Source organism: Labrys sedimenti (assembly GCF_034424805.1).
Lineage (GTDB): Bacteria > Pseudomonadota > Alphaproteobacteria > Rhizobiales > Labraceae > Labrys > Labrys sedimenti.
This window is the reverse complement of record NZ_JAXOUF010000002.1, coordinates 1,051,363-1,070,379: the sequence shown is the minus strand read 5'-3', so window position 1 is coordinate 1,070,379 and position 19,017 is coordinate 1,051,363. Positions and strand designations below refer to the sequence as shown.

The window sequence follows — 19,017 nt, the reverse complement described above, 5'->3', positions numbered from 1 at the left end:
CCCCCCCCCCCCCCTGGGCCCCCGCGGGGCCCGCCCGGCCACCCCCCGCGGCCGGCGCCTTCCTCGTTCTTGGTCAGGCACGCCGCTGTACGAGACAGCGACGTGCATTCGACCGACGCGGCCTTACCAGGCCGGCTGGATCGCGCCCTTGAAATTGGCGTTGATGAAATCCGCCACTTCCTGGTTCTGGTAGGAAGCGACCAGCTTCTTGAAGATCGGCTTGTCCTTGTCGGCCTCGCGCACGGCGATGAAATTGCCATAGGGATTGTTGGTGCGGCTTTCCTGGATCAGCGCATCCTTGGCCGGGGTCAGGCCGGCGCCGAGCGCATAATTGGTGTTGATCACCGCGGCATCGAGATCGGGCAGCAGGTTGGCGAGCTGCGAGGCCTCGATTTCCTTGAACTCGACCTTCTTGGGATTGTCGGTGACGTCGAGCACGCTCGGCACCTGGCCTTCGGCGGTCTTCAGCTTGATCAGGCCATTGGCTTCCAGGAGCTTGAGGGCCCGGCCGCCATTGGACGGATCGTTGGGAATGCCGATGACGGCGCCTTCCTTCAGATCGGCAAAGGCCTTCAGCTTCTTCGAATAGAGGGCGATCGGCTGCACCAGCGTGTAGCCGATCGGCACGATCTTGTAGCCGCGGGCGGCGATCTGGCTGTCGAGATAGGGCTTGTGCTGGAAGGCGTTGGCGTCGAGGTCACCCTTTTCCAGCGCCTCGTTCGGGATGGCATAGTCGGAGAAAGAAACCAGCTCGATATCGAGGCCATCCTTGGCGGCGACCTTCTTGGCCACTTCCCAGATGCGCTCCTCGTCGCCCCCCATCACGCCGAGCTTGAGCTTCTCGGCGGCAAAGGCCGCGCCGGCGGGAGCCAGGGCGAAGACCAGGGCAAGGGCAGCGCCGGCAAGGCGGCGGCGCGTCAGTGTATAGGCGGACATGAGAGTCTTTCCTGTTTTAGATAGACATTGAATCCTGCCGGGAGGCATTGCCAATGACTCCCGGTTCCGTCTCGCAACTTATTGCGTTCACTTAATAAATTGCGAGGTATTCAGGTCCCGGATGCCTCGGCATCATCGAGACGTCATAGTGTCAGTCCTGTCGCACGCGCTTGTTGAGCTTCCGCGCGGCAAGATCGCCCGCCGACTGCACGCCCTGCACGAGCAGGATGAGAATCACGACCACAGCGCCCATCACTTCGGGCATGAAGCGCTGATAGCCATAGCGGATGGCGACGTCGCCCAACCCGCCGCCGCCGACCACGCCGGCCATGGCCGAATAACCGATCAGGCTGACCGTGGTGAGGGTGAGACCGAGCACGAGCCCCGGCAGCGCCTCGGGAAACAGCACCTTGCGGATGATCTGGAACGGCGTGGCGCCGAAGGAGCGCGCCGCTTCGATCAGCCCGGCGTCGACCTCGCGGATGGCGCTCTCGACGATACGGGCGATGAAGGGCGCCACCGCAATCGTCAAGGGCACGATCACGCCTTTCAGGCCGATCGAGCTGCCGACCAGCAGCCGCGTGAGCGGAATGATCGCGACGATGAGGATAATGAAGGGCACGGAGCGCACGGCATTGACGATCGCACCGAGCACGGCATTGACCTTGGGAGCGGCCAGCAATTCGCCGCGCCGGCTGGTGGCGAGGAAAATGCCGAGGGGCAGCCCTAAAATCGTCCCGAACAGGATGGAGACGCCGACCATGATCAGGGAATCGCCGGTGGCGGCCCAAATGACCTTGAGGATCTCAGGCGACATAACCGATCACCTCCCCTTGCAGATTGAGCCGTTCAACCGCCGAGACCACGGCAAGCCGGGTCGCCTCGTCGCCGGGCACGGAGACCAGCAGTGCCCCGAAAGGCTCGCCGCCGATCGTGTCGATGCGGCCGGCCAGGATGTTAATGTCGATGCCGAGAATGGTGGTGAGACGGCTGACCACCGGCGCCGTGGCATGCGAGCCGGTAAAGGTGATGCGCAGCACCGCCTGGCTGCCGGAGCTCGGCTGCTCGGAGAGGCGCCGGGCGAGATCGGCCGGCAGTTCGACGCCGGTAACGCCGCGCACGAAGCTGGCCGTGGTGGCGTGGCGCGGCTGGGTCAGCACCTCGAAGGCCCGCCCCGTCTCGATCAGCTTACCGGCCTCCAGCACCGCAACCCGGTGGCAGATTTCCTTGATCACCGACATCTCGTGGGTGATCAGCACGATGGTGACGCCGAGGCGCTGGTTGATATCGGCCAGCAGGGCCAGGATGGAGGCCGTCGTCTCCGGGTCGAGCGCCGAGGTCACCTCGTCGCCGAGCAGGATCTTGGGCCGGGTCGCCAAGGCGCGGGCGATACCGACGCGCTGTTTCTGCCCGCCGGACAGCTCCGCCGGATAGCGGTTACGCTTGTCGGCAAGCCCGACGAGGTCGAGCAGCGGCTCGACGCGGTCCCGGATCTCGGCGGCGCCGATGCCAGCCACTTCCAGGGGAAGTGCCACATTCTCGAAGACCGTGCGCGAGGATAAGAGGTTGAAATGCTGGAACACCATGCCGATGGAACGGCGCACCGGCCGCAACTCGCTTTCGCTGAGGGCATCGACCTCGATGCCGTCGACGACGACGCGGCCATTGGTCGGGCGCTCCAGCCCGTTGATCAGCCGCAGCAGCGTCGACTTGCCGGCACCGCTGCGCCCGATCACGCCGAAGATCTCGCCGCGCGGAATCTCCAGGCTGAGATCGTCGAGCGCGAACACGGCCGCACTGCCCTTGCGCGCAGCAAAGGAGCGCGACACGCGCTCGAAGCGTACGATCGGCTCGCCCGCCTCGGCCTGGTTAGGCAAGGTCAGGCTTTCCACTCTCACGGGTGCGTTCACGCGACCAACTCCTCCAGTAGGGAGTGCAGGCGCCTGGCGACCTGGCCTGAGAGATAGCGTTCGGCATCACGCGGCCCCACGAAGGTCATGCCGTCGAACCGGCTGAAGCGCCGGCTGGCGGCATGAAAGGCGAAGCGGCGCGCCTGAGGTTCGCGCACCACGATGCCGACAGCGGCACCGGAGATCTCAATAACATAGGATTCGGAATTGGAGGGATGGGACATGGATAAAGCCGCCACGTGGTGGCGCTCCAAAAAACAGGGAATGCATGTGTTCAGACCGGCTTCAGCAACAACAGCAGCCGCAACACATCTTTCCGTCTGGCTTTCCGATATCCATTCCGCTGATAACGATCATGGGTCACTTCCTATCTGGAGCCCACGACATCAGCCGTGGCGCTTTAGCGTTTGATGACGCGGCGCAAGCTGCTCGCTCAAATCCCCGCGACCGACTCCCTGGGAAGCCGATGACACAAAAATAAATAGTCCACAAAATTAGTCAACTGTTGTTCGGCGATTTTTTCGATGTCCACAACCGAGCATCCCGAACAGCGTTGCGCCTTTACATAAACCGCTGTCAGGCGGAACTCAACCTGCCGTAATGATCGGACAATAAGGACAAAGCAGGCCGGCAATGCTTCGGGTCACTAGTCGAAACTGCACGTTCGCCGTATACAGGGCATAATTACGTGTTTTTCGTCGACGAGACACGGCGAAAGACCCCCATATCGGCCTGCCCTTGCCCTTCAACCGGCAGGTCGATGACGGTATTTGTGCCGGAATTTCTGTCCAGCACGGCCAGCATTCCGCCATCCGGCGGCTTCTTCCTCTTACAGATATTTGCGAAAGACCTTCCAGCCCAGCCTGCCGTCGGGCCCCTTGTGCCACGAGCCAAAGCAGCAGAGATTGAAATGGTTTGAGGCTGGCACCCTGCCGCGTCAGACGATCGGCAGCCGCCATTCCTCCCGGGATGACAAAATACAGCCGCCGGAGCAGATACCTTCAGGTTGGGACGCGCTTCCTGCCCGAAATCATCTGCTTGAATATTGAGAAAATGCAGTACGTGCTGGCTTCATCCGAGCGATGAAACCGGAGGTTCTGCAAGGGGAGTCATAACGCTCGGCAGAGGCCAAGCCCGGGGTAGCGACCGCAATCGCTTCACCGGGAAAGGTCAGGCGCGCGACTTTGGTCGTGCGGGTGCCGCAAGAGAGGAAGCGAGACGTGCTGGACGCGTTTTTCAAACTGAAGGAACAGGGCACCTCGGTGCGGACGGAGGTGATCGCCGGCATCACCACCTTCCTCACCATGGCCTATATCATCTTCGTCAATCCGGAGATCCTGTCGACCACCGGCATGGACCGCAACGCGGTCTTCGTCGCGACCTGCCTGGCAGCCGCCCTCGGCTCGCTGATCATGGGCCTGGTCGCCCGCTGGCCGATCGGCATGGCGCCGGGCATGGGCCTGAATGCCTTCTTTGCCTTCACCGTCGTCGCCACCATGGGCTTCAGTTGGCAGCAGGCGCTGGGCGCGGTGTTCATCTCCGGCTGTATCTTCCTGCTCCTGACCGTGACCGGCGTGCGCAGCTGGCTGATTGCCGGCATTCCGCACTCGATGCGCTCGGCCATCGCAGCCGGCATCGGCCTGTTCCTCGGCATCATCGCGCTCAAGAGCTCGGGCATCGTGGTCGCCAGCCCCGCCACGCTGGTGACCCTGGGCTCGCTCAAGGAGACCGGCACGCTGCTGGCGATCCTCGGCTTCTTCATCATCGCTGCCCTCGACGTGCTCAAGGTGCGCGGCGCCATCCTGATCGGCATTCTCGTCATCACCGCGCTTTCGATCGCGCTCGGCGTCAGCAAGTTCGGCGGCGTCATTTCCATGCCGCCCTCCATCCTGCCGACCTTCCTGCAGCTCGACCTCGTCGGCGCCATGCATGCGGGCCTGGTGCATGTCATCCTGGTGTTCGTGCTGGTCGAGGTATTCGATGCCACCGGTACGCTGATCGGCGTTGCCAAGCGCGCCGGCCTGATCCAGCCCGACAAGCCCAACCGCCTCGGCCGCGCTTTGCTCGCTGACAGCTCGGCCATTCTCGCCGGCTCGCTGCTCGGCACCTCCTCGACAACCGCCTATGTCGAAAGCGTGTCCGGCGTGCAGGCCGGCGGGCGTACCGGCCTCACCGCCATCGTCATCGCCATCCTGTTCCTGGCCGCTCTGTTCTTCTCGCCGCTCGCCGGCTCCGTGCCGGTCTACGCAACCGCGCCGGCCCTGCTCTATGTGGCCTGCTTGATGATGCGTGAACTGCTCGAGGTGGAGTGGGACGACATCACCGAGGCCGCTCCGGCCGCGCTGACCGCGCTGATGATGCCCTTCACCTATTCGATCGCCAACGGCCTCGCCTTCGGCTTCATCAGCTATTGCGCCCTGAAGACCCTCACCGGCCGCCCGCAGCAGGTGCACCTGGCCACCTGGCTGGTCGCCGTCCTGTTCGTGATCCGCTTCGCCTTCTTCTCCGGCGGCTGAGCCTCCGGCCGTAGAATCCGACACAAATGAAAAGGCCCGGGCAGCATCGCTGCCCGGGCCTTGTTCGCATCAACGGCACGATCAGACGTAGGAGAGAATACGGTTCGCCAATTGCGAATTGCGCTCCTCGTCGCGGCGCGGCCGCGGCAGGTCGACGGCCAGATCGAGCGCGACCGCGCCTTCGCGCAGGACGATCACCCGGTCGGCCAGCGCCACCGCCTCCGACACATCATGGGTGATCAGGATGGCGGTAAAGCCATGCTCGCGCCAGATACGTGACAGCAATTGATGCATCTCGACCCGCGTCATGGCATCGAGGGCGCCGAAGGGCTCGTCGAGCAGCAGAATGTCGGGTCGGCTGACCAAGGCGCGCGCCAGGGCGACACGCTGCCTCTGTCCGCCGGACAGCACGCTCGGCCATTCATTGGCCCGGTCACCCAGTCCCACCTCGTCGAGCGCGGCCGGGGCCAGGCCGCGCCAGTTCGGGCCGCGGGCGATGCCGACATTGCCGATCACCCGCTGCCAGGGCAGCAGCCGCGCATCCTGGAACATCAGGCGGGCGGCGGGATGGGCCCCTTGCGCGGCGTCTCCGCCCACCGCGACCTCGCCGGCGCTGGGACGGTCGAGGCCGGCAATCAGGCGCAGAAGCGTGGATTTGCCGCCGCCCGAGCGCCCGACGACGGCAACGAATTCGCCGGGTTCGACGGTGAGATTGAGCCTGTCGAGCACGACCCGGTGATCGAAGGCCTTGGACGCGCCCTTCAGCTCGATCGACAGTCCCTTGGGCCGCGACGACGATACGGGAAGATCCGAAGGTGCCAGGCTGTTGCGGGTCAGTTCGGGGACGAAATAGCCATCTTCGACATGGAGCAGAGCGTTGGTCATGCCAGAGCCTCCCGGCGAGGTCGCGCATAGGTGGGATGCCATTGCAGGGCGGCCTGTTCGAGCAGCTTCACCAGCGTGTCGGAAAGCTTGCCGAGCACCGCATAGATGATCACGCCGAGCAGGATGACATCGGTCTGCAGGAACTCGCGGGCATTCATGGTCATGTAGCCGATGCCTGACGAAGCCGAGATGGTCTCGGCCACGATCAGCGTCAGCCACATGATGCCGAGGCCGTAACGCAATCCCACGAAGACCGACGGCAGGGCGCCCGGCAGGATCACCCGCCAGAACCTCGCCACCGGCCCCAGGCCGTAGACACGAGCCATCTCGGTGAGATGCGGATCGATGGTGCGGATGCCGTGATAGGTATTGATGTAGACGGGAAACAGCACGCCGAGGACGACCAGGAAGATCTTGGCGCTCTCGCCGATGCCGAACCACAGGATCACCAGCGGAATGATGGCAAGGTGCGGCACGTTGCGCAGCATCTGCAGGGTGGAGTCGAGCAAGAGCTCGGCCGGGCGCCAAACGCCATTGGCGACGCCGAGCGCGAAACCGATGAGGCCGCCAATGGCAAGGCCCTGCAATGCGCGTCCGGCGCTGACGCCGACATTGTGCAGGAGGCTGCCATCCTGGAGGGTCTGCCAGAAGGCGAGCGCCACCGCGCTCGGCGCCGAGAGGACCCTGGCCTGCAACCAGCCGAGATCGGCAGCGATCTCCCAGCCCGCCAGCAGCAACACGGGCAGCAACCAAGGGGTCAGGCGCTGGGCAAGCCCATTCACGCGTCGCGATGCCATCGTCCGCTCCCCGGTCAGAGCGTCACGCCGGGCCGCAAGGCGTCAGAAATCTTGATCGCCTTGGGGATGAGGCCGAGCTTGTGGAAGGTGTCGGCGATCTGCTGCTGAGCGGCCACCGTCTCGGCAGTGATCGGCTGCACGTTCCACGACTGCCGGCCGAGCGCCAGCTTGAGCACCGGCGCAGGAATGCCGACAGCGGGAGCGAGCTCCTTTGCCGCCTCGTCGACATGATCCTTGGCCCATTGGTCGATCTCGTTGATGGCGGCGAGGACGGCGTCGATCGCCGCCGGATTGGCCTCGGTGAAGGAACGCTCGCCCAGATAGAACTGCCGGTTGGCGACCAGGCCCTCGCCATTGGCGAGCTGGCGCGCCTCGACGGCGATCTCGGCCGCCGCCTGGAAGGGGTCCCAGATCACCCAGGCATCGATGTCGCCATGCTCGAAGGCGGCGCGGGCGTCGGACGGCGTCAGGAACACCGTCTGGATGTCGCCATAGGCCAGCCCCGCCTTCTCCAGCGCCTTGACCAGGAGGTAGTGAACGTTCGATCCCTTGTTGAGCCCGACCTTCTTGCCCTTCAGTTCCGCCACCGATTGCAGCGGGCTGTCCTTGCGCACCAGAATGGCCTCGCTGAGCGGAGCCGCCGGCTCGTTGGCCACATAGACCAGCGGCGCACCGGCCGCCTGGGCGAAGATCGGCGGGGCCTCGCCGGTAATGCCGAAATCCAGGGCGCCGACATTCAGGGCTTCCAGCAATTGCGGGCCGCCGGGAAACTCCGTCCAGGTCACGCCAAAGCCGAGAGGCTCGAGCTTGCGTTCCAGATTGCCGCGCGCCTTCAGCAACAGGAAGGTGCCGTATTTCTGATAGCCGACACGGATCGTCTTCGCCGCCGCGTGTGCGGGCCCGAGGGCAGCGGTCACAGCAAGGGCGGGCGCGGCAGCAAGCAGGGAGCGGCGGGTCCAGAGCGCAGTCATCAGGTCATCCTTGAGGGTATCGACACCCATAATCCCAATAGTTGATAGATTTAGTCAATAATTAATTTGCCTATCTCGGCTGCATGGTTTCGGCCACGATCCGAGCCGCTCCTCCCCGCCATGCCTTTTCGCGAAGTGATTCCGATCCAGCACCTAACTCCTTGTCGAGGCGGTGTTATTCCTTCGCCTCACCCTCATAATTCTATATAGTCTATAAAATCAGTTGACTTATAAATATCGCCATGGTCGATTTCACGCAGAGATTCAACCAGACGGTTCAATGCCATGACGACTTCAGCCGAAAGCCTGCCCATCCTCGACTTCCGCTGGTTCGAGGCCGGAACGGCAGAGCGCGCGGCCTTTCTTCAAAGCCTGCGCGAGGCAGCCCGTGGTCCCGGTTTCTTCTACCTGGCCGGGCATGGCATTCCCCAGCAGCTGATCGACGATGTGCTGCGCCTGTCACGTCGCTTCTTCGACCTGCCTGAGCAGGACAAGCTGGCGATCGAAATGATCAACTCGCCGCATTTTCGCGGCTACAACCGGGCCGGCTTCGAGCATACGCGCGGCAAACCCGACTGGCGCGAGCAGGTCGACATCGGCGCCGAGAAGCGAGCCCGCCCCCTCGATCCGACCGCGCCGGCCTGGCATCGCCTGCAGGGGCCCAATCAATGGCCGGAAGCGCTGCCCGAATTGCAACTCATCACGCTGCGCTATCTCCAGGAGATCACCCAGCTCGGCATCCGGGTTCTCAGTGCCTTCGCGCTGGCCCTGGGCCAGAAGGCCGATTCCTTCGAACCGATCTATACGCCCGAGCCCAACCAGCTCCTCAAGATCGTGCGCTATCCCGGCCGCGAGGCCAGCGAGGGCGACCAAGGCGTCGGTGCCCACAAGGATTCGGGTTTCCTCACGCTGCTGCTGCAGGATGTGCAGGGTGGCCTGCAGGTCGAGGGCGAGCAGGGCTGGATCGAGGCACCGCCCATTCCCGGCACTTTCGTCGTCAATATCGGCGAGATCCTTGAACTGGCTTCGAACGGCTATCTGCGCGCCAACATCCATCGCGTCGTCTCGCCGCCCGCCGGAACCGACCGCCTGTCGGTGCCCTTCTTCCTCGGCGCCAATCTCGAAGCCGAAGTACCGTTGCTGACACTTGCACCGGAACTCGCAGCTGAAGCACGCGGCTTGACGCAGGACCCGCTCAATCCGCTCTTCCGCGAGGCCGGACGCAATTATCTCAAGAGCCGCCTGCGCTCCCACCCCGACGTCGCCCGCCGCCACCATCCCGACCTGATCGACACCAGCAAGCCGGTGCAGGTCGCTTCCGCCTACTGATCTTCGGTTCGATCTTCAAAGCCCCTCCTCCGGAGCCATTCGCATGACCACCGACTCCCGGCATTTCGAAACCCTCGCTCTGCATGGCGGCAGCTATCGCGCCGATCCGGCCACCGGTGCGGTGGCGGTGCCGATCTACCAGACCACCTCCTACCAGTTCCAGGATACCGGCCACGCCGCGCGCCTCTTCGCGCTCGAGGAGCTCGGCAACATCTATACGCGCGTACAGAACCCGACGACCGACGCGCTGGAACAGCGCATTGCCGCCCTCGAGGGCGGCGCGGCCGCCCTGGCTGTCTCGTCGGGGCAGACGGCCTCGGCCTATTCGATCCTCAACCTCGCCCAGGCCGGCGACAATATCGTCTCGTCCACCGACCTCTATGGCGGCACCTGGACCCTGTTTGCTTCGACCCTCAGGCAGTTCGGCGTCGAGGTCCGCTTCGTCGATCCCTCCGATCCGGAGAATTTCCGCCGGGCGAGCGACGACAAGACCCGCGCCTTCTATGCCGAGACGCTGCCCAATCCCAAGCTGCAGGTGCTGGCAATCCGCGAGATCGCCGACATCGGCCGCTCGATCGGCATTCCCCTCATCGTCGACAATACCGCCGCGCCGCTGATCGCCCGCCCGCTCGAACATGGCGCGGCCGTCGTGGTCTATTCGGCGACCAAATATATCGGCGGCCATGGCACTTCCATCGGCGGGCTGATCGTCGATGGCGGCAATTTCCCCTGGGAAGACCATGCCGAACGCTTCCCGCTGCTGACCCAGCCGGACGAGGCCTATCACGGCGCCATCTGGACCGAGGCCGCCAAGCCGCTCGGGCCGATCGCCTATATTCTGCGCGTGCGGGTGAAGCTCCTGCGCGACGTCGGCGCGGCCCTGTCGCCCTTCAACGCCTTCCAGCTGCTGCAGGGGCTGGAAACCCTGCCGCTGCGCCTGCGCCAGCACAATGAGAACGCCATCAAGGTGGCGGACTTCCTCGCCAAGCACCCAGGCGTCAGCCATGTCATCTTCCCCGGCCTGCAGTCGGACGCGAACCGCCGTCGCGCCGAGGCCTATCTCAAGGGTGGCTATGGCGCCCTGGTCGGCTTCGAGCTCAAGGGCGGTGTCGAGGCCGGCAAGCGCTTCATCGACGCACTCAAATTGCTCTACCACGTCGCCAATATCGGCGATGCCCGCTCGCTCGCCATCCACCCGGCCTCGACCACCCATCAGCAGCTGACGCCGGAAGACCAGCTCGCGACCGGGGTGACGCCCGGCTATGTGCGCCTGTCCATCGGCATCGAACACCCGGACGACATCATCGCCGACCTGACGCAGGCCCTGGCCACTGCCGAAGACGAGCACGACGCCGCGGAACGTAAGGCGGCCTAAAACATCGCTCGAGAATAGCGCCTGTCATCCCCGGCCGAGCCTCACAAGCTTGCTTGTGAGTGCGAGGGGAAGGGGATCCAGGAACTGAAGGGCTCGACTGATGGCCCCTGGATCCCCTTCCCTCGCTTCGCTCGCCGGGGATGACACAGTCTTTTCACCGCCCAGCCGGCCACGGATGAAACCCATGTCCAAACTTCCCACTTTCTCGCGCCGCAGGGCGCTCAAACTGGCCGGAACGGCCGGTGCCCTCGCCTCCCTCGGCGCCGTCGGCGGCCGGATCTTCTCGCCCGCCATCGCGGCGCCAGCGCCCAAGATCCGCCTGGCCTGGACGGAGGTGGCTGCCTGCCACTCGCCGCTCGGCTTCGGCGTGGCCAAGGGCATCTACGCCAAGCACAATCTCGACGTCGAGTTGTTCTACCAGGGCGCCAGCGGCCAGACGCTGATCCAGGCTCTCGCCACCGGCAAGGCCGATGCCGGCGCCGGCCTGATCGGAGACTGGCTGAAGCCCCTGGAACAAGGTTTCGACGTCAAGCTCTTCGTCGGCTCCCATGGCGGCTGCCAGCGCCTGCTCACACGCAAGGATTCCGGCATCAAGACGCTGGCGGACGCCAAGGGCAAGACCATCGCCACCTATGGCATCGGCGCTCCGCCCCAGGTCGCTTTCCAGGTCAGCTTCGCCAAGGCCGGGCTCGATCCGGAAACCGACGTGACCTGGAAGGCCGTGCCCTTCGATCTCGTCGGCGAGACGCTGAACCGAGGCGATGTCGATCTTGCCGCCCATCTCGATCCCTGGGCCTGGGCCATCGAGAAGCAATTCGGCTTCACCAAGATCGCCGACACCCAGACCGGTTATTACGAGAACCACACCTGCTGCGTCCTCGGCGCCAACGGCCCCTTCCTGGAAGCGAACAAGGATGCGCTGCGTCGCCTCGCCGAGGCGAATATCGAGATCCATGAATATACCGCCAACCATCCCGACGAGGTGGCGCAATGGTATTTCGAAACGCTCAAGCCCGCCGGCCTGACGACCGCTCAGCTTACCGAAATCCTGGGAACGCTGGTCTACCACAACCATCCGATCGGCCAGCCGCTGATCGACCAGATCCGCCTGGCGGCTGAAGATCTCAAGCTGGTCAAAGTGCTCGATCCCACCACCGATCCCAAGGAGTTCGCCGAGCGGATCACCATCAACCTGCTCGCCTGAGGCCTTGTCATGAGCGATACCCTGCGCGCGCCCAACTCCGGAGTCCTCAAGGCGAGGCCGCCTTCACAGGTTTCCCTGCAGGCCCTCTGGAACGGCGTGTGGAAGCATGGGCTGCTTGCCTCGGCCGCTCTGGCGGCCACTGCGGGCATCACGATCGGCTTGCCCGACGTGGTCCCCTGGGGCAGCGCTGGTCTGTTCGCCGCCCTTACCGGCACGGCGGCGCTGGTCTTCCTGGCCCTAGCCTTTGCCGTGCACCGTCTTGGCGGGCTGGGACGCACGCTGCTGTATTACGGCCCCTGGTTCGCCGCCATCGGCCTCTGGCTGGCGCTGTGGGAACTCTCGACGGCCAAGACCGGATGGCTGCCCAAGCCGTTCTTCTCGCCGCCGCACGGCCTGCTCCACGTCTATGTCACCGAGAGCCAGCGCCTCCTGATCTGCATCGCCTATTCGCTGCGCCTGTGGGCGGCAGGCTTCCTTTCGGGCATTGCCGTCGGCTATGCGCTCGGGGTGGCGCTCGGCTGGTCGAAGCGGTTCAGCTATTGGGGCATGCCCGTCCTCAAGCTGATCGGCCCGGTCCCGGCCACGGCCTGGATCCCCTGCACCTTCTATTTCTTCCCCAATACCTTCGATGCCAGCGTGTTCATCGTGGCGCTGGCGTCCGGCATTCCCGTCGCCATCCTGACGGCCTCCGGCGTCGCCTCGGTCAACCGGGCCTACTACGACGTCAGCCGCATCTTTGGCGCCAAGAGCTGGTACCTGATCCGCAACATCGCCATTCCCGCCTCCCTGCCACATGTCTTCGTTGGCCTGTTCATGGGCCTCTATTACTCATTCGCAGTCCTGGTGGTCGCCGAGATGCTCGGCGCCAAATACGGGCTCGGCTGGTACATCCAGTTCCAGACCGCCTATTCGGGCTATGCCAACGTCTACGCAACGCTGCTGATCATGTCCGTCATCTGCGCCGGTATCGTGAAGCTGCTCTTCGTGCTGCGCGATCGCCTCCTCACCTGGCAGAAGGGCTTCATCTGATGGCTGTCTCCGGCCACAGCATCGGCATCGACGTCCACGGCGTCAGCCATCATTTCGATCTCTCGGGCGCGGAACTGCCCGTGCTGGATGGCATCGATCTCAAGGTCGCGCCCGGCGAATTCGTCGCCCTGCTCGGTCCCTCGGGGTGTGGCAAGTCCACCCTTCTTCGCCTGATCGCAGGATTGGAGCCTCCCGCCACCGGCACGATCCTGGCCGACGGCAAGGCGGTCGGGGCACCCGATCCCTCCCGCATCCTGGTCTTCCAGGACCCGACCCTGTTTCCCTGGCTCACCGTCCGCAAGAATGTCGCGGCCGGGCTGGAGGCGCGCGGCGTGCTCGCCCGTCAGCGCCATCGCATAGGCCATGCCTTGTCTCTGGTCGGGCTCGAGCGCTTCGCCGATGCCTATCCCCACCAGCTTTCGGGCGGCATGGCCCAACGAGCCTCGCTCGCAAGGGCCCTGGTGCACGACCCCGCCCTGCTGCTGCTCGACGAGCCGCTGGGCAAGCTCGATTCCCTGACGCGCCTCGCCCTGCAGGACGAATTGGTGTCGCTCTGGCAGCGCACGGGCTTCACCGCCCTGCTGGTCACCCATGATGTCGAGGAAGCCTTGCTGCTCGCCTCCCGCGTGATCGTCTTCTCCGACAGGCCAGCGCGGATCAAGGCGAAGTTTGCCGTCGACAAGCCCTATCCGCGCCATCGCGACGACACTCAACTGGTTCATCTGCGCCGGGAGATCCTGCAGGCACTCGGATTGCAGCTTTCATGAGTGCCCTGCCCGCCTTCACCCGTCTTCTGCAGATCTTCGGGGCTGGTATCGTCGCGCTGTCCCTCGCCTGGTGGTGGATTACCTACCAGGATGTGATCGGCTACAATTACCTCTCGCTTCCCGATGCCGGGCTCTGCCTTGTCAGCAACAGCGATATTTGCCAGCTTGCGAGATCGTTGTGCCGCAGCACCCATCCTCCGGCCATCGTCGCCTATTGGTCGGCGAGCCTGTGGATCGGTGTCGCCGCGCTCTGCGCCAGCCTCGCGACGGGGACGGCGCGAGATGCCTGAACAAAGACTGCCGACCTGAGTTCCCGAGTCGGATCAACCAGATACGGGACCTCGTTCAACTTCAGAATCTGAATCATCGACCGCCGGCACAGCCCTTCCGCATCCGGCGTCGTTCAAAGGACATCAAGAGGATCACAAGATGCCATTCTCGCTTCCCCTCCGCTCCCTCATCGGCAAGAGGGCGCAGCGGCTGACAGCCGCAGCGGCCGCCGTCGCCATGATGGCGACGGTTGGCATGGCCCAGGCCGCCGACGTTACCGTCGCCTCCAAGATCGATACCGAAGGCAATCTGCTTGGAAACCTGATCGTGCAGGTTCTGGAGTCCCATGGCCTGTCGGTCAACAACCGGGTCGGGCTCGGCACCACGCCGATCGTGCGCAAGGCGCTGGTTGCCGGCGATATCGACCTCTATCCCGAATATACGGGCAATGCCGGTTTCTTCTTCAACAAGGCCGATGACGGCCTGTGGAAGGATGCCGCCAAGGGTTATGCCGAGGCCAAGAAGCTCGACTACGACGCCAACAAGCTGGTGTGGCTCGATCCGGCCCCGGCCAACAACACCTGGGCGATCGCCATCCGCAAGGACGTCGCCGATGCCAACAAGCTGAAATCGCTCGACGACTTCGGCAAGTTCGTCACCGGCGGCGGCAAGGTGAAGCTGATCGCCTCGGCAGAATTCGTCAACAGCGCCGGTGCCCTGCCCGCCTTCCAGACGACCTATGGCTTCAAGCTCTCCTCCGATCAGCTCGTGGTGCTTTCGGGCGGCGATACCGCGTCCACCATCAAGGCGGCGGCAGAGCAGACCGACGGCGTCAACACCGCCATGGTCTATGGCACGGATGGCGGCATCGCCGCCGGCAATCTCGTGGTGCTCGACGACGACAAGTCGGTGCAGCCGGTCTACGCCCCGACGCCGGTGATCCGCGAAGCCGTGCTCAAGGCCCATCCCGAAATCGCCGAATGGCTGAAGCCGGTCTTCGCCAGCCTCGATCTCACCACGCTGCAGGAGCTCAACGGCCGCATTCAGGTCGATGGCGAGGCAGCCAAGGACGTGGCCGCCGATTATCTGAAGAAGAAGGGTCTGGTGAAGTGAGTTCAGGCGCCGGGGAGGTCCGGGCCGACAACAGCGCTTTCCCGGCGCCCCCCGCCGCCACGGGCGCGCGTGCCCTGGCCTCGGGCTTCGACAAGCTCGGCGTCGTGATGGCGGTGATCGGCGCCGCGGCGCTGGCGCTGCCTTTCGCCAATTTCCGGCCGAGCCGCATTGGCCAGGCTCATGGCATTGGCTTCATCCAGGCGCTTCCCACGGGTCTGGCCTGGGGAAGTCTGGTGCTGCTCGTTCTCTGTCTGGTCGCGCTCCTGCGCCGGAGTTCGCCGCGCGTCAGGCTCGTCTTGGCCGTCGGTGCGCTGGTGCTCCTGGCCATCCTGATCGGCCTGGTGCCCCAAGTCCTGATTCCACCCGGCAATGCCCGACCACGTGTAGGGCCAGCCGCCGGCTTCTGGTTGCTCGCCTTCTCCTTCGCCATCCTGCTCACCGACGCCCTGGTTAAGCTATCCCTGCGCCCGCTCCTGCGGATCGCCGCCCTGGCTCTCGCCCTCGCGGTCTTCCTCGCCTTCCTGCTCTCCGGCCATTGGAGCGGGCTGTCGATCATGAAGGAATATACTACCAACGGCTCCGGTTTCGCCGCCAATGCCGTGGTGCATGTCACGTTGGCTTTAGCCTCGCTTTTCGGCGCCCTCGTCATCGGCCTGCCGCTCGGTATTCTCTGCCAGCGCCATCAGGGATTGCGCGGCGCGGTGTTGCCCGCACTCAACATGATCCAGACGATCCCGTCCCTGGCGCTGTTCGGGCTGATGATCGCGCCCCTGACCTACCTGGCCAAAACCTATCCCATCGTCGAAGCTCTCGGCGTGCATGGCACGGGCTCCTCGCCGGCTTTGATCGCCCTGTTCCTCTATGCCCTGCTGCCGGTGGTTTCCAACACGGCGATCGGCCTGGATTCGGTCTCTCCCAACGTGGTCGATGCCGCCCGCGGCATGGGCATGACACAGTGGCAGCGTCTGTTCCAGGTCGAGCTGCCGCTGGCCTTCCCCGTCATCCTGACAGGCGTGCGCATCGTTCTGGTGCAGAATATCGGCCTCGCCACCATCGCGGCCTGGATCGGAGGCGGCGGCTTCGGCGTCTATGTGCAGAACGGCATGGGCGCCACCGCCATCGATCTCGTCCTGCTCGGCGCCATCCCCACCATCGCCCTCGCCTTTTCGGCGGCCATCATCCTCGATGCCATCGTCGATACACTCAAAGGACGGCACGCATGATCGAAGTCAGGCAAGTCAGCCGCCGTTTCGGCTCCCAGCTGGCCGTTGACAATGTTTCGCTGACCATCGAGCGCGGTACGATCACCGTGCTGGTCGGCACCTCAGGCAGCGGCAAGTCCACTTTGCTGCGCATCATCAACCGGCTGATCGAGCCGACCTCGGGCACCGTGCTGATCAACGGCCGGGACACTTCCACCCTGTCGGGCGAGGAACTGCGGCGCGGCATCGGCTACGCCATTCAGGGCCACGGCCTGTTCCCGCATTGGACGGTGGCCCGCAATATCGGCACCGTGCCGAGCCTGCTCGGCTGGGACCAGGCTCGTACAGCCAGGCGAGTCGACGAACTGCTCCGCCTGTTCGATCTCGACCCGGCCCTCTACGCCGAGAAGCTGCCGCACCAATTGTCCGGCGGCCAGCAGCAGCGTGTCGGCGTCGCCCGTGCCCTGGCGGCGGAGCCCGCGGTCCTGCTGATGGACGAACCCTTCGGGGCGCTCGATCCGATCATCCGCGCCAAGGCGCAGGAGGACCTGCTCGCCTTGCAGCGCCGACTCGGCATTACCGTGGTTCTGGTTACGCATGACATGGAAGAGGCCATGCTGCTGGGCAACCGCATCGCCGTGATGGATGGCGGCAAGCTTCTGCAATACGCCACGCCGACCGAGATCCTCACCCATCCGGCGCCCGGTTTCGTCGAGCGCCTGATCGGCGGGCCCGACCGTTCGCTGCGCCTGCTCTCTTTGCTCAAAGTCGCCGATTCCGTGCAGCCGGGCACCGCCGAGGGCAAGCCCGTGCAGGAAAATGCGACATTGCGCGATGCCCTCTCAGAATTGCTGTGGGCCCGCGCGCAAGCCCTGCCCGTCACGGCGGCGGACGGCACCCCCCGTGGGCGTATCACCCTGCCTGCCATCCTCGACCTGGCCGGGGCCGATGCGCATCGCGTCGAGAGTACCCCGGCATGACATGGCTCGGCCTGAAGTTGATCGGACTGGGTGCCAGGGCGCTCGCCCTCCTCCTGCTGCTGCTCCTGCTGTTCGACACGGATTTGTTCGTGCCGGTCCTGGCGCCGCTGAACGACAATGGGGCGCCGGCGGTCTATCGCCAGGGCAGCCTGTTGTTCCTCTCCCTCAGCCATCTCGGCCTGGTCGCCGTCTCCACCCTCATCGGCGGGGCGCTCGCTCTGCTCGCCGGCATCTTCGTGACACGGCCAGCCGGCGCCGAATTCCTGCCGCTGTCGCGAACGATCGTGAATATCGGGCAGACCTTCCCGCCGATCGCCGTGCTCGCCATCGCCGTGCCTTCCCTTGGCTTCGGAGCGGAGCCGACGCTGCTCGCCCTCACCCTCTACGGACTGCTGCCGATCTTCGAGAACACCATGGCCGGCTTAAAGAGTGTTCCCCCTACGGCGCTCGATGCAGCCCGCGGCATGGGCATGACCGGCTGGCAACGCCTGATCAAGGTCGAGCTGCCGCTCGCCCTCCCGGTGATCCTCACCGGCATAAGACTCTCCTTCGTGGTCAATCTCGGCACGGCCACCATCGGCTCCACCGTCGGCGCCAAGAGCCTCGGCGAGGTGATCATGGCCGGCATCACCACCACCAACACCGCCTATATCCTGCAGGGCGGCGTCATCGTCGCGCTCCTGGCCGTGCTCATCTACGATGCGCTCGGCAGCCTCGAGCGCACTCTTGCCAAGCGCACCGGCACGGCCGGCATACGCTGATCGGAGGGGCCGCCATGAACGCCTCGAACAGCCGCAAGCTTCCGCGCCGGACCGGAAGGTCGGGCGCCGTATCCGACCTGATCTGGGACAGGCTGGTGGACGAGGCACAGGATGCCATCGCCGCCGAGCCGCAGCTCGCCACCCAGTTCTATGCCAGCGTGCTCGATCATGCCTCCTTCGAGGATGCCCTGATCCAGCGCCTGGTCCAGCGTATCGAACATCCGGACATGCCGGCTTCGGTGCTGCGCCATGCCTTCCGCACGGCAATCGCGGCCGACCCCGGCATCTGCCTGGCCATACGCGCCGACATCCAGGCCGTGCTCGAGCGCGACCCGGCCTGTAAGCGCTATCTGGAGCCGCTGCTCTACTTCAAAGGCTTCCATGCCCTGCAATTGCATCGCCTTGCCCACTGGCTCTGGCATCATGGCCAGCGCAACTTCGCGCTCTATCTGCAAAGCCGGGTCTCCGAGGTGCTGCAGGTCGATATCCATCCCGCCGTTTCGATCGGGCGGGGCATCTTCTTCGATCATGCCACCGGCATCGTCATCGGCGAGACGGCGGTGATCGAGGACGACGTCTCGATCTTGCAATCGGTGACGCTGGGCGGCAGCGGCATACAGTCCGGCCAGCGCCACCCCAGGATCCGCAAGGGCGTCCTCATCGGCTCGGGCGCCAAGCTGATCGGCAATATCGAGATCGGCGAAGGCGCCCGCATCGGTGCCGGCTCGGTGGTGACGGCTCCGGTGCCGCCGCACAAGACCGTCGCGGGTGTGCCGGCCCGCATTATCGGCGATACGCCGGGGGCCGAACCGGGGCGGACCATGGACCAGATCTTCTTCGATGTCGGCCTTTGAAGCGAGACGTAACACCCAATTTCGGCTTGTGAATTGATTTATAAACCAGTGGACAGTGTGTAATAATTCATTTTACGATCACGCTCTGCTGAATGGATGAAACAGCTGACAGAGATCG

General features: G+C 64.7%; 19 protein-coding genes. 12 read left to right on the top strand and 7 right to left on the bottom strand.

The annotated features are described in order from the left end of the window. Positions 1-123: 123 nt before the first annotated feature. The 4 genes from U1R88_RS11360 to U1R88_RS11345 all read right to left on the bottom strand — a co-directional run bounded on the left by U1R88_RS11360 (position 124) and on the right by U1R88_RS11345 (position 3,070). Positions 124-936 (bottom strand): MetQ/NlpA family ABC transporter substrate-binding protein, encoded by an 813-nt coding sequence (locus tag U1R88_RS11360; RefSeq protein ID WP_068287357.1) that lies wholly within the window; start codon positions 934-936, stop codon positions 124-126. 151 nt (positions 937-1,087) lie between these two features. Beyond that, a complete protein-coding gene (locus U1R88_RS11355) occupies positions 1,088-1,753 on the bottom strand; it encodes a methionine ABC transporter permease (RefSeq protein WP_322431312.1) in 666 nt (221 codons plus the stop codon). Beyond that, positions 1,743-2,846 carry a methionine ABC transporter ATP-binding protein gene (locus U1R88_RS11350; protein ID WP_322431311.1) on the bottom strand — a complete coding sequence of 368 codons (1,104 nt, stop codon included), beginning with the start codon at positions 2,844-2,846 and terminating at the stop codon, positions 1,743-1,745. The genes U1R88_RS11355 and U1R88_RS11350 overlap by 11 nt, the downstream gene beginning before the upstream one ends. Continuing rightward, a complete protein-coding gene (locus U1R88_RS11345) occupies positions 2,843-3,070 on the bottom strand; it encodes a hypothetical protein (RefSeq protein WP_068287353.1) in 228 nt (75 codons plus the stop codon). The genes U1R88_RS11350 and U1R88_RS11345 overlap by 4 nt, the downstream gene beginning before the upstream one ends. A gap of 996 nt (positions 3,071-4,066) precedes the next feature. Between U1R88_RS11345 and U1R88_RS11340 the strand changes: the two genes are divergently transcribed. Continuing rightward, positions 4,067-5,362 carry an NCS2 family permease gene (locus tag U1R88_RS11340; RefSeq protein WP_322431310.1) on the top strand — a complete coding sequence of 432 codons (1,296 nt, stop codon included), beginning with the start codon at positions 4,067-4,069 and terminating at the stop codon, positions 5,360-5,362. 81 nt (positions 5,363-5,443) lie between these two features. On the opposite strand, the gene U1R88_RS11335 is transcribed toward U1R88_RS11340, so the two are convergent. From U1R88_RS11335 to U1R88_RS11325, 3 genes are read right to left on the bottom strand one after another with little or no spacing between them, the layout of a single operon-like run. Next, positions 5,444-6,247 carry an ATP-binding cassette domain-containing protein gene (locus U1R88_RS11335; RefSeq protein WP_322431309.1) on the bottom strand — a complete coding sequence of 268 codons (804 nt, stop codon included), beginning with the start codon at positions 6,245-6,247 and terminating at the stop codon, positions 5,444-5,446. Beyond that, on the bottom strand, positions 6,244-7,044 hold the full coding sequence (locus U1R88_RS11330) for an ABC transporter permease subunit (protein WP_322431308.1): 801 nt from the start codon (positions 7,042-7,044) through the stop codon (positions 6,244-6,246). Before U1R88_RS11330 ends, U1R88_RS11335 begins: the two co-directional genes overlap by 4 nt. A 14-nt stretch (positions 7,045-7,058) precedes the next feature. Further along, positions 7,059-8,015, bottom strand: coding sequence for a sulfonate ABC transporter substrate-binding protein (locus tag U1R88_RS11325; protein ID WP_322431307.1), 957 nt, complete (start codon positions 8,013-8,015; stop codon positions 7,059-7,061). 285 nt (positions 8,016-8,300) lie between these two features. Here U1R88_RS11325 and U1R88_RS11320 point away from each other — a divergent pair, with 285 nt between their 5' ends. The 11 genes from U1R88_RS11320 to cysE all read left to right on the top strand — a co-directional run bounded on the left by U1R88_RS11320 (position 8,301) and on the right by cysE (position 18,899). After that, the gene (locus U1R88_RS11320) at positions 8,301-9,344 is read left to right on the top strand and encodes an isopenicillin N synthase family dioxygenase (RefSeq protein WP_322431306.1); all 1,044 of its coding nucleotides are present in this window, start codon (positions 8,301-8,303) and stop codon (positions 9,342-9,344) included. Positions 9,345-9,387: 43 nt separating this feature from the next. Further along, on the top strand, positions 9,388-10,719 hold the full coding sequence (locus U1R88_RS11315; RefSeq protein ID WP_322431305.1) for an O-acetylhomoserine aminocarboxypropyltransferase/cysteine synthase family protein: 1,332 nt from the start codon (positions 9,388-9,390) through the stop codon (positions 10,717-10,719). Between the two features lie 184 nt (positions 10,720-10,903). Further along, complete coding sequence (locus U1R88_RS11310) at positions 10,904-11,923, top strand: ABC transporter substrate-binding protein (RefSeq protein WP_322431304.1); 1,020 nt, start codon at positions 10,904-10,906, stop codon at positions 11,921-11,923. A 9-nt stretch (positions 11,924-11,932) separates the two neighbouring features. Continuing rightward, positions 11,933-12,952: an ABC transporter permease gene (locus tag U1R88_RS11305; RefSeq protein WP_322431303.1), complete on the top strand. Its 1,020-nt coding sequence runs from the start codon at positions 11,933-11,935 to the stop codon at positions 12,950-12,952. Then, positions 12,952-13,719, top strand: a complete 768-nt coding sequence (locus U1R88_RS11300) for an ABC transporter ATP-binding protein (RefSeq protein ID WP_322431302.1) — start codon at positions 12,952-12,954, stop codon at positions 13,717-13,719. The genes U1R88_RS11305 and U1R88_RS11300 overlap by 1 nt, the downstream gene beginning before the upstream one ends. After that, positions 13,716-14,009, top strand: coding sequence for a hypothetical protein (locus U1R88_RS11295; protein ID WP_322431301.1), 294 nt, complete (start codon positions 13,716-13,718; stop codon positions 14,007-14,009). Before U1R88_RS11300 ends, U1R88_RS11295 begins: the two co-directional genes overlap by 4 nt. 217 nt (positions 14,010-14,226) lie before the next feature. Further along, entirely contained in the window at positions 14,227-15,102 is an 876-nt protein-coding gene (gene osmF / locus U1R88_RS11290; RefSeq protein ID WP_322431379.1) for a glycine betaine ABC transporter substrate-binding protein OsmF, read from the top strand. Between the two features lie 74 nt (positions 15,103-15,176). Beyond that, positions 15,177-16,325 carry an ABC transporter permease gene (locus U1R88_RS11285; RefSeq protein WP_489671954.1) on the top strand — a complete coding sequence of 383 codons (1,149 nt, stop codon included), beginning with the start codon at positions 15,177-15,179 and terminating at the stop codon, positions 16,323-16,325. After that, positions 16,322-17,284, top strand: a complete 963-nt coding sequence (locus U1R88_RS11280; protein ID WP_322431299.1) for an ABC transporter ATP-binding protein — start codon at positions 16,322-16,324, stop codon at positions 17,282-17,284. The genes U1R88_RS11285 and U1R88_RS11280 overlap by 4 nt, the downstream gene beginning before the upstream one ends. Then, positions 17,281-18,045: an ABC transporter permease gene (locus tag U1R88_RS11275; protein ID WP_322431298.1), complete on the top strand. Its 765-nt coding sequence runs from the start codon at positions 17,281-17,283 to the stop codon at positions 18,043-18,045. Before U1R88_RS11280 ends, U1R88_RS11275 begins: the two co-directional genes overlap by 4 nt. Positions 18,046-18,059: 14 nt before the next feature. Continuing rightward, a complete protein-coding gene (gene cysE, locus U1R88_RS11270; RefSeq protein WP_322431297.1) occupies positions 18,060-18,899 on the top strand; it encodes a serine O-acetyltransferase in 840 nt (279 codons plus the stop codon). The last annotated feature ends 118 nt before the right edge of the window (positions 18,900-19,017 follow it).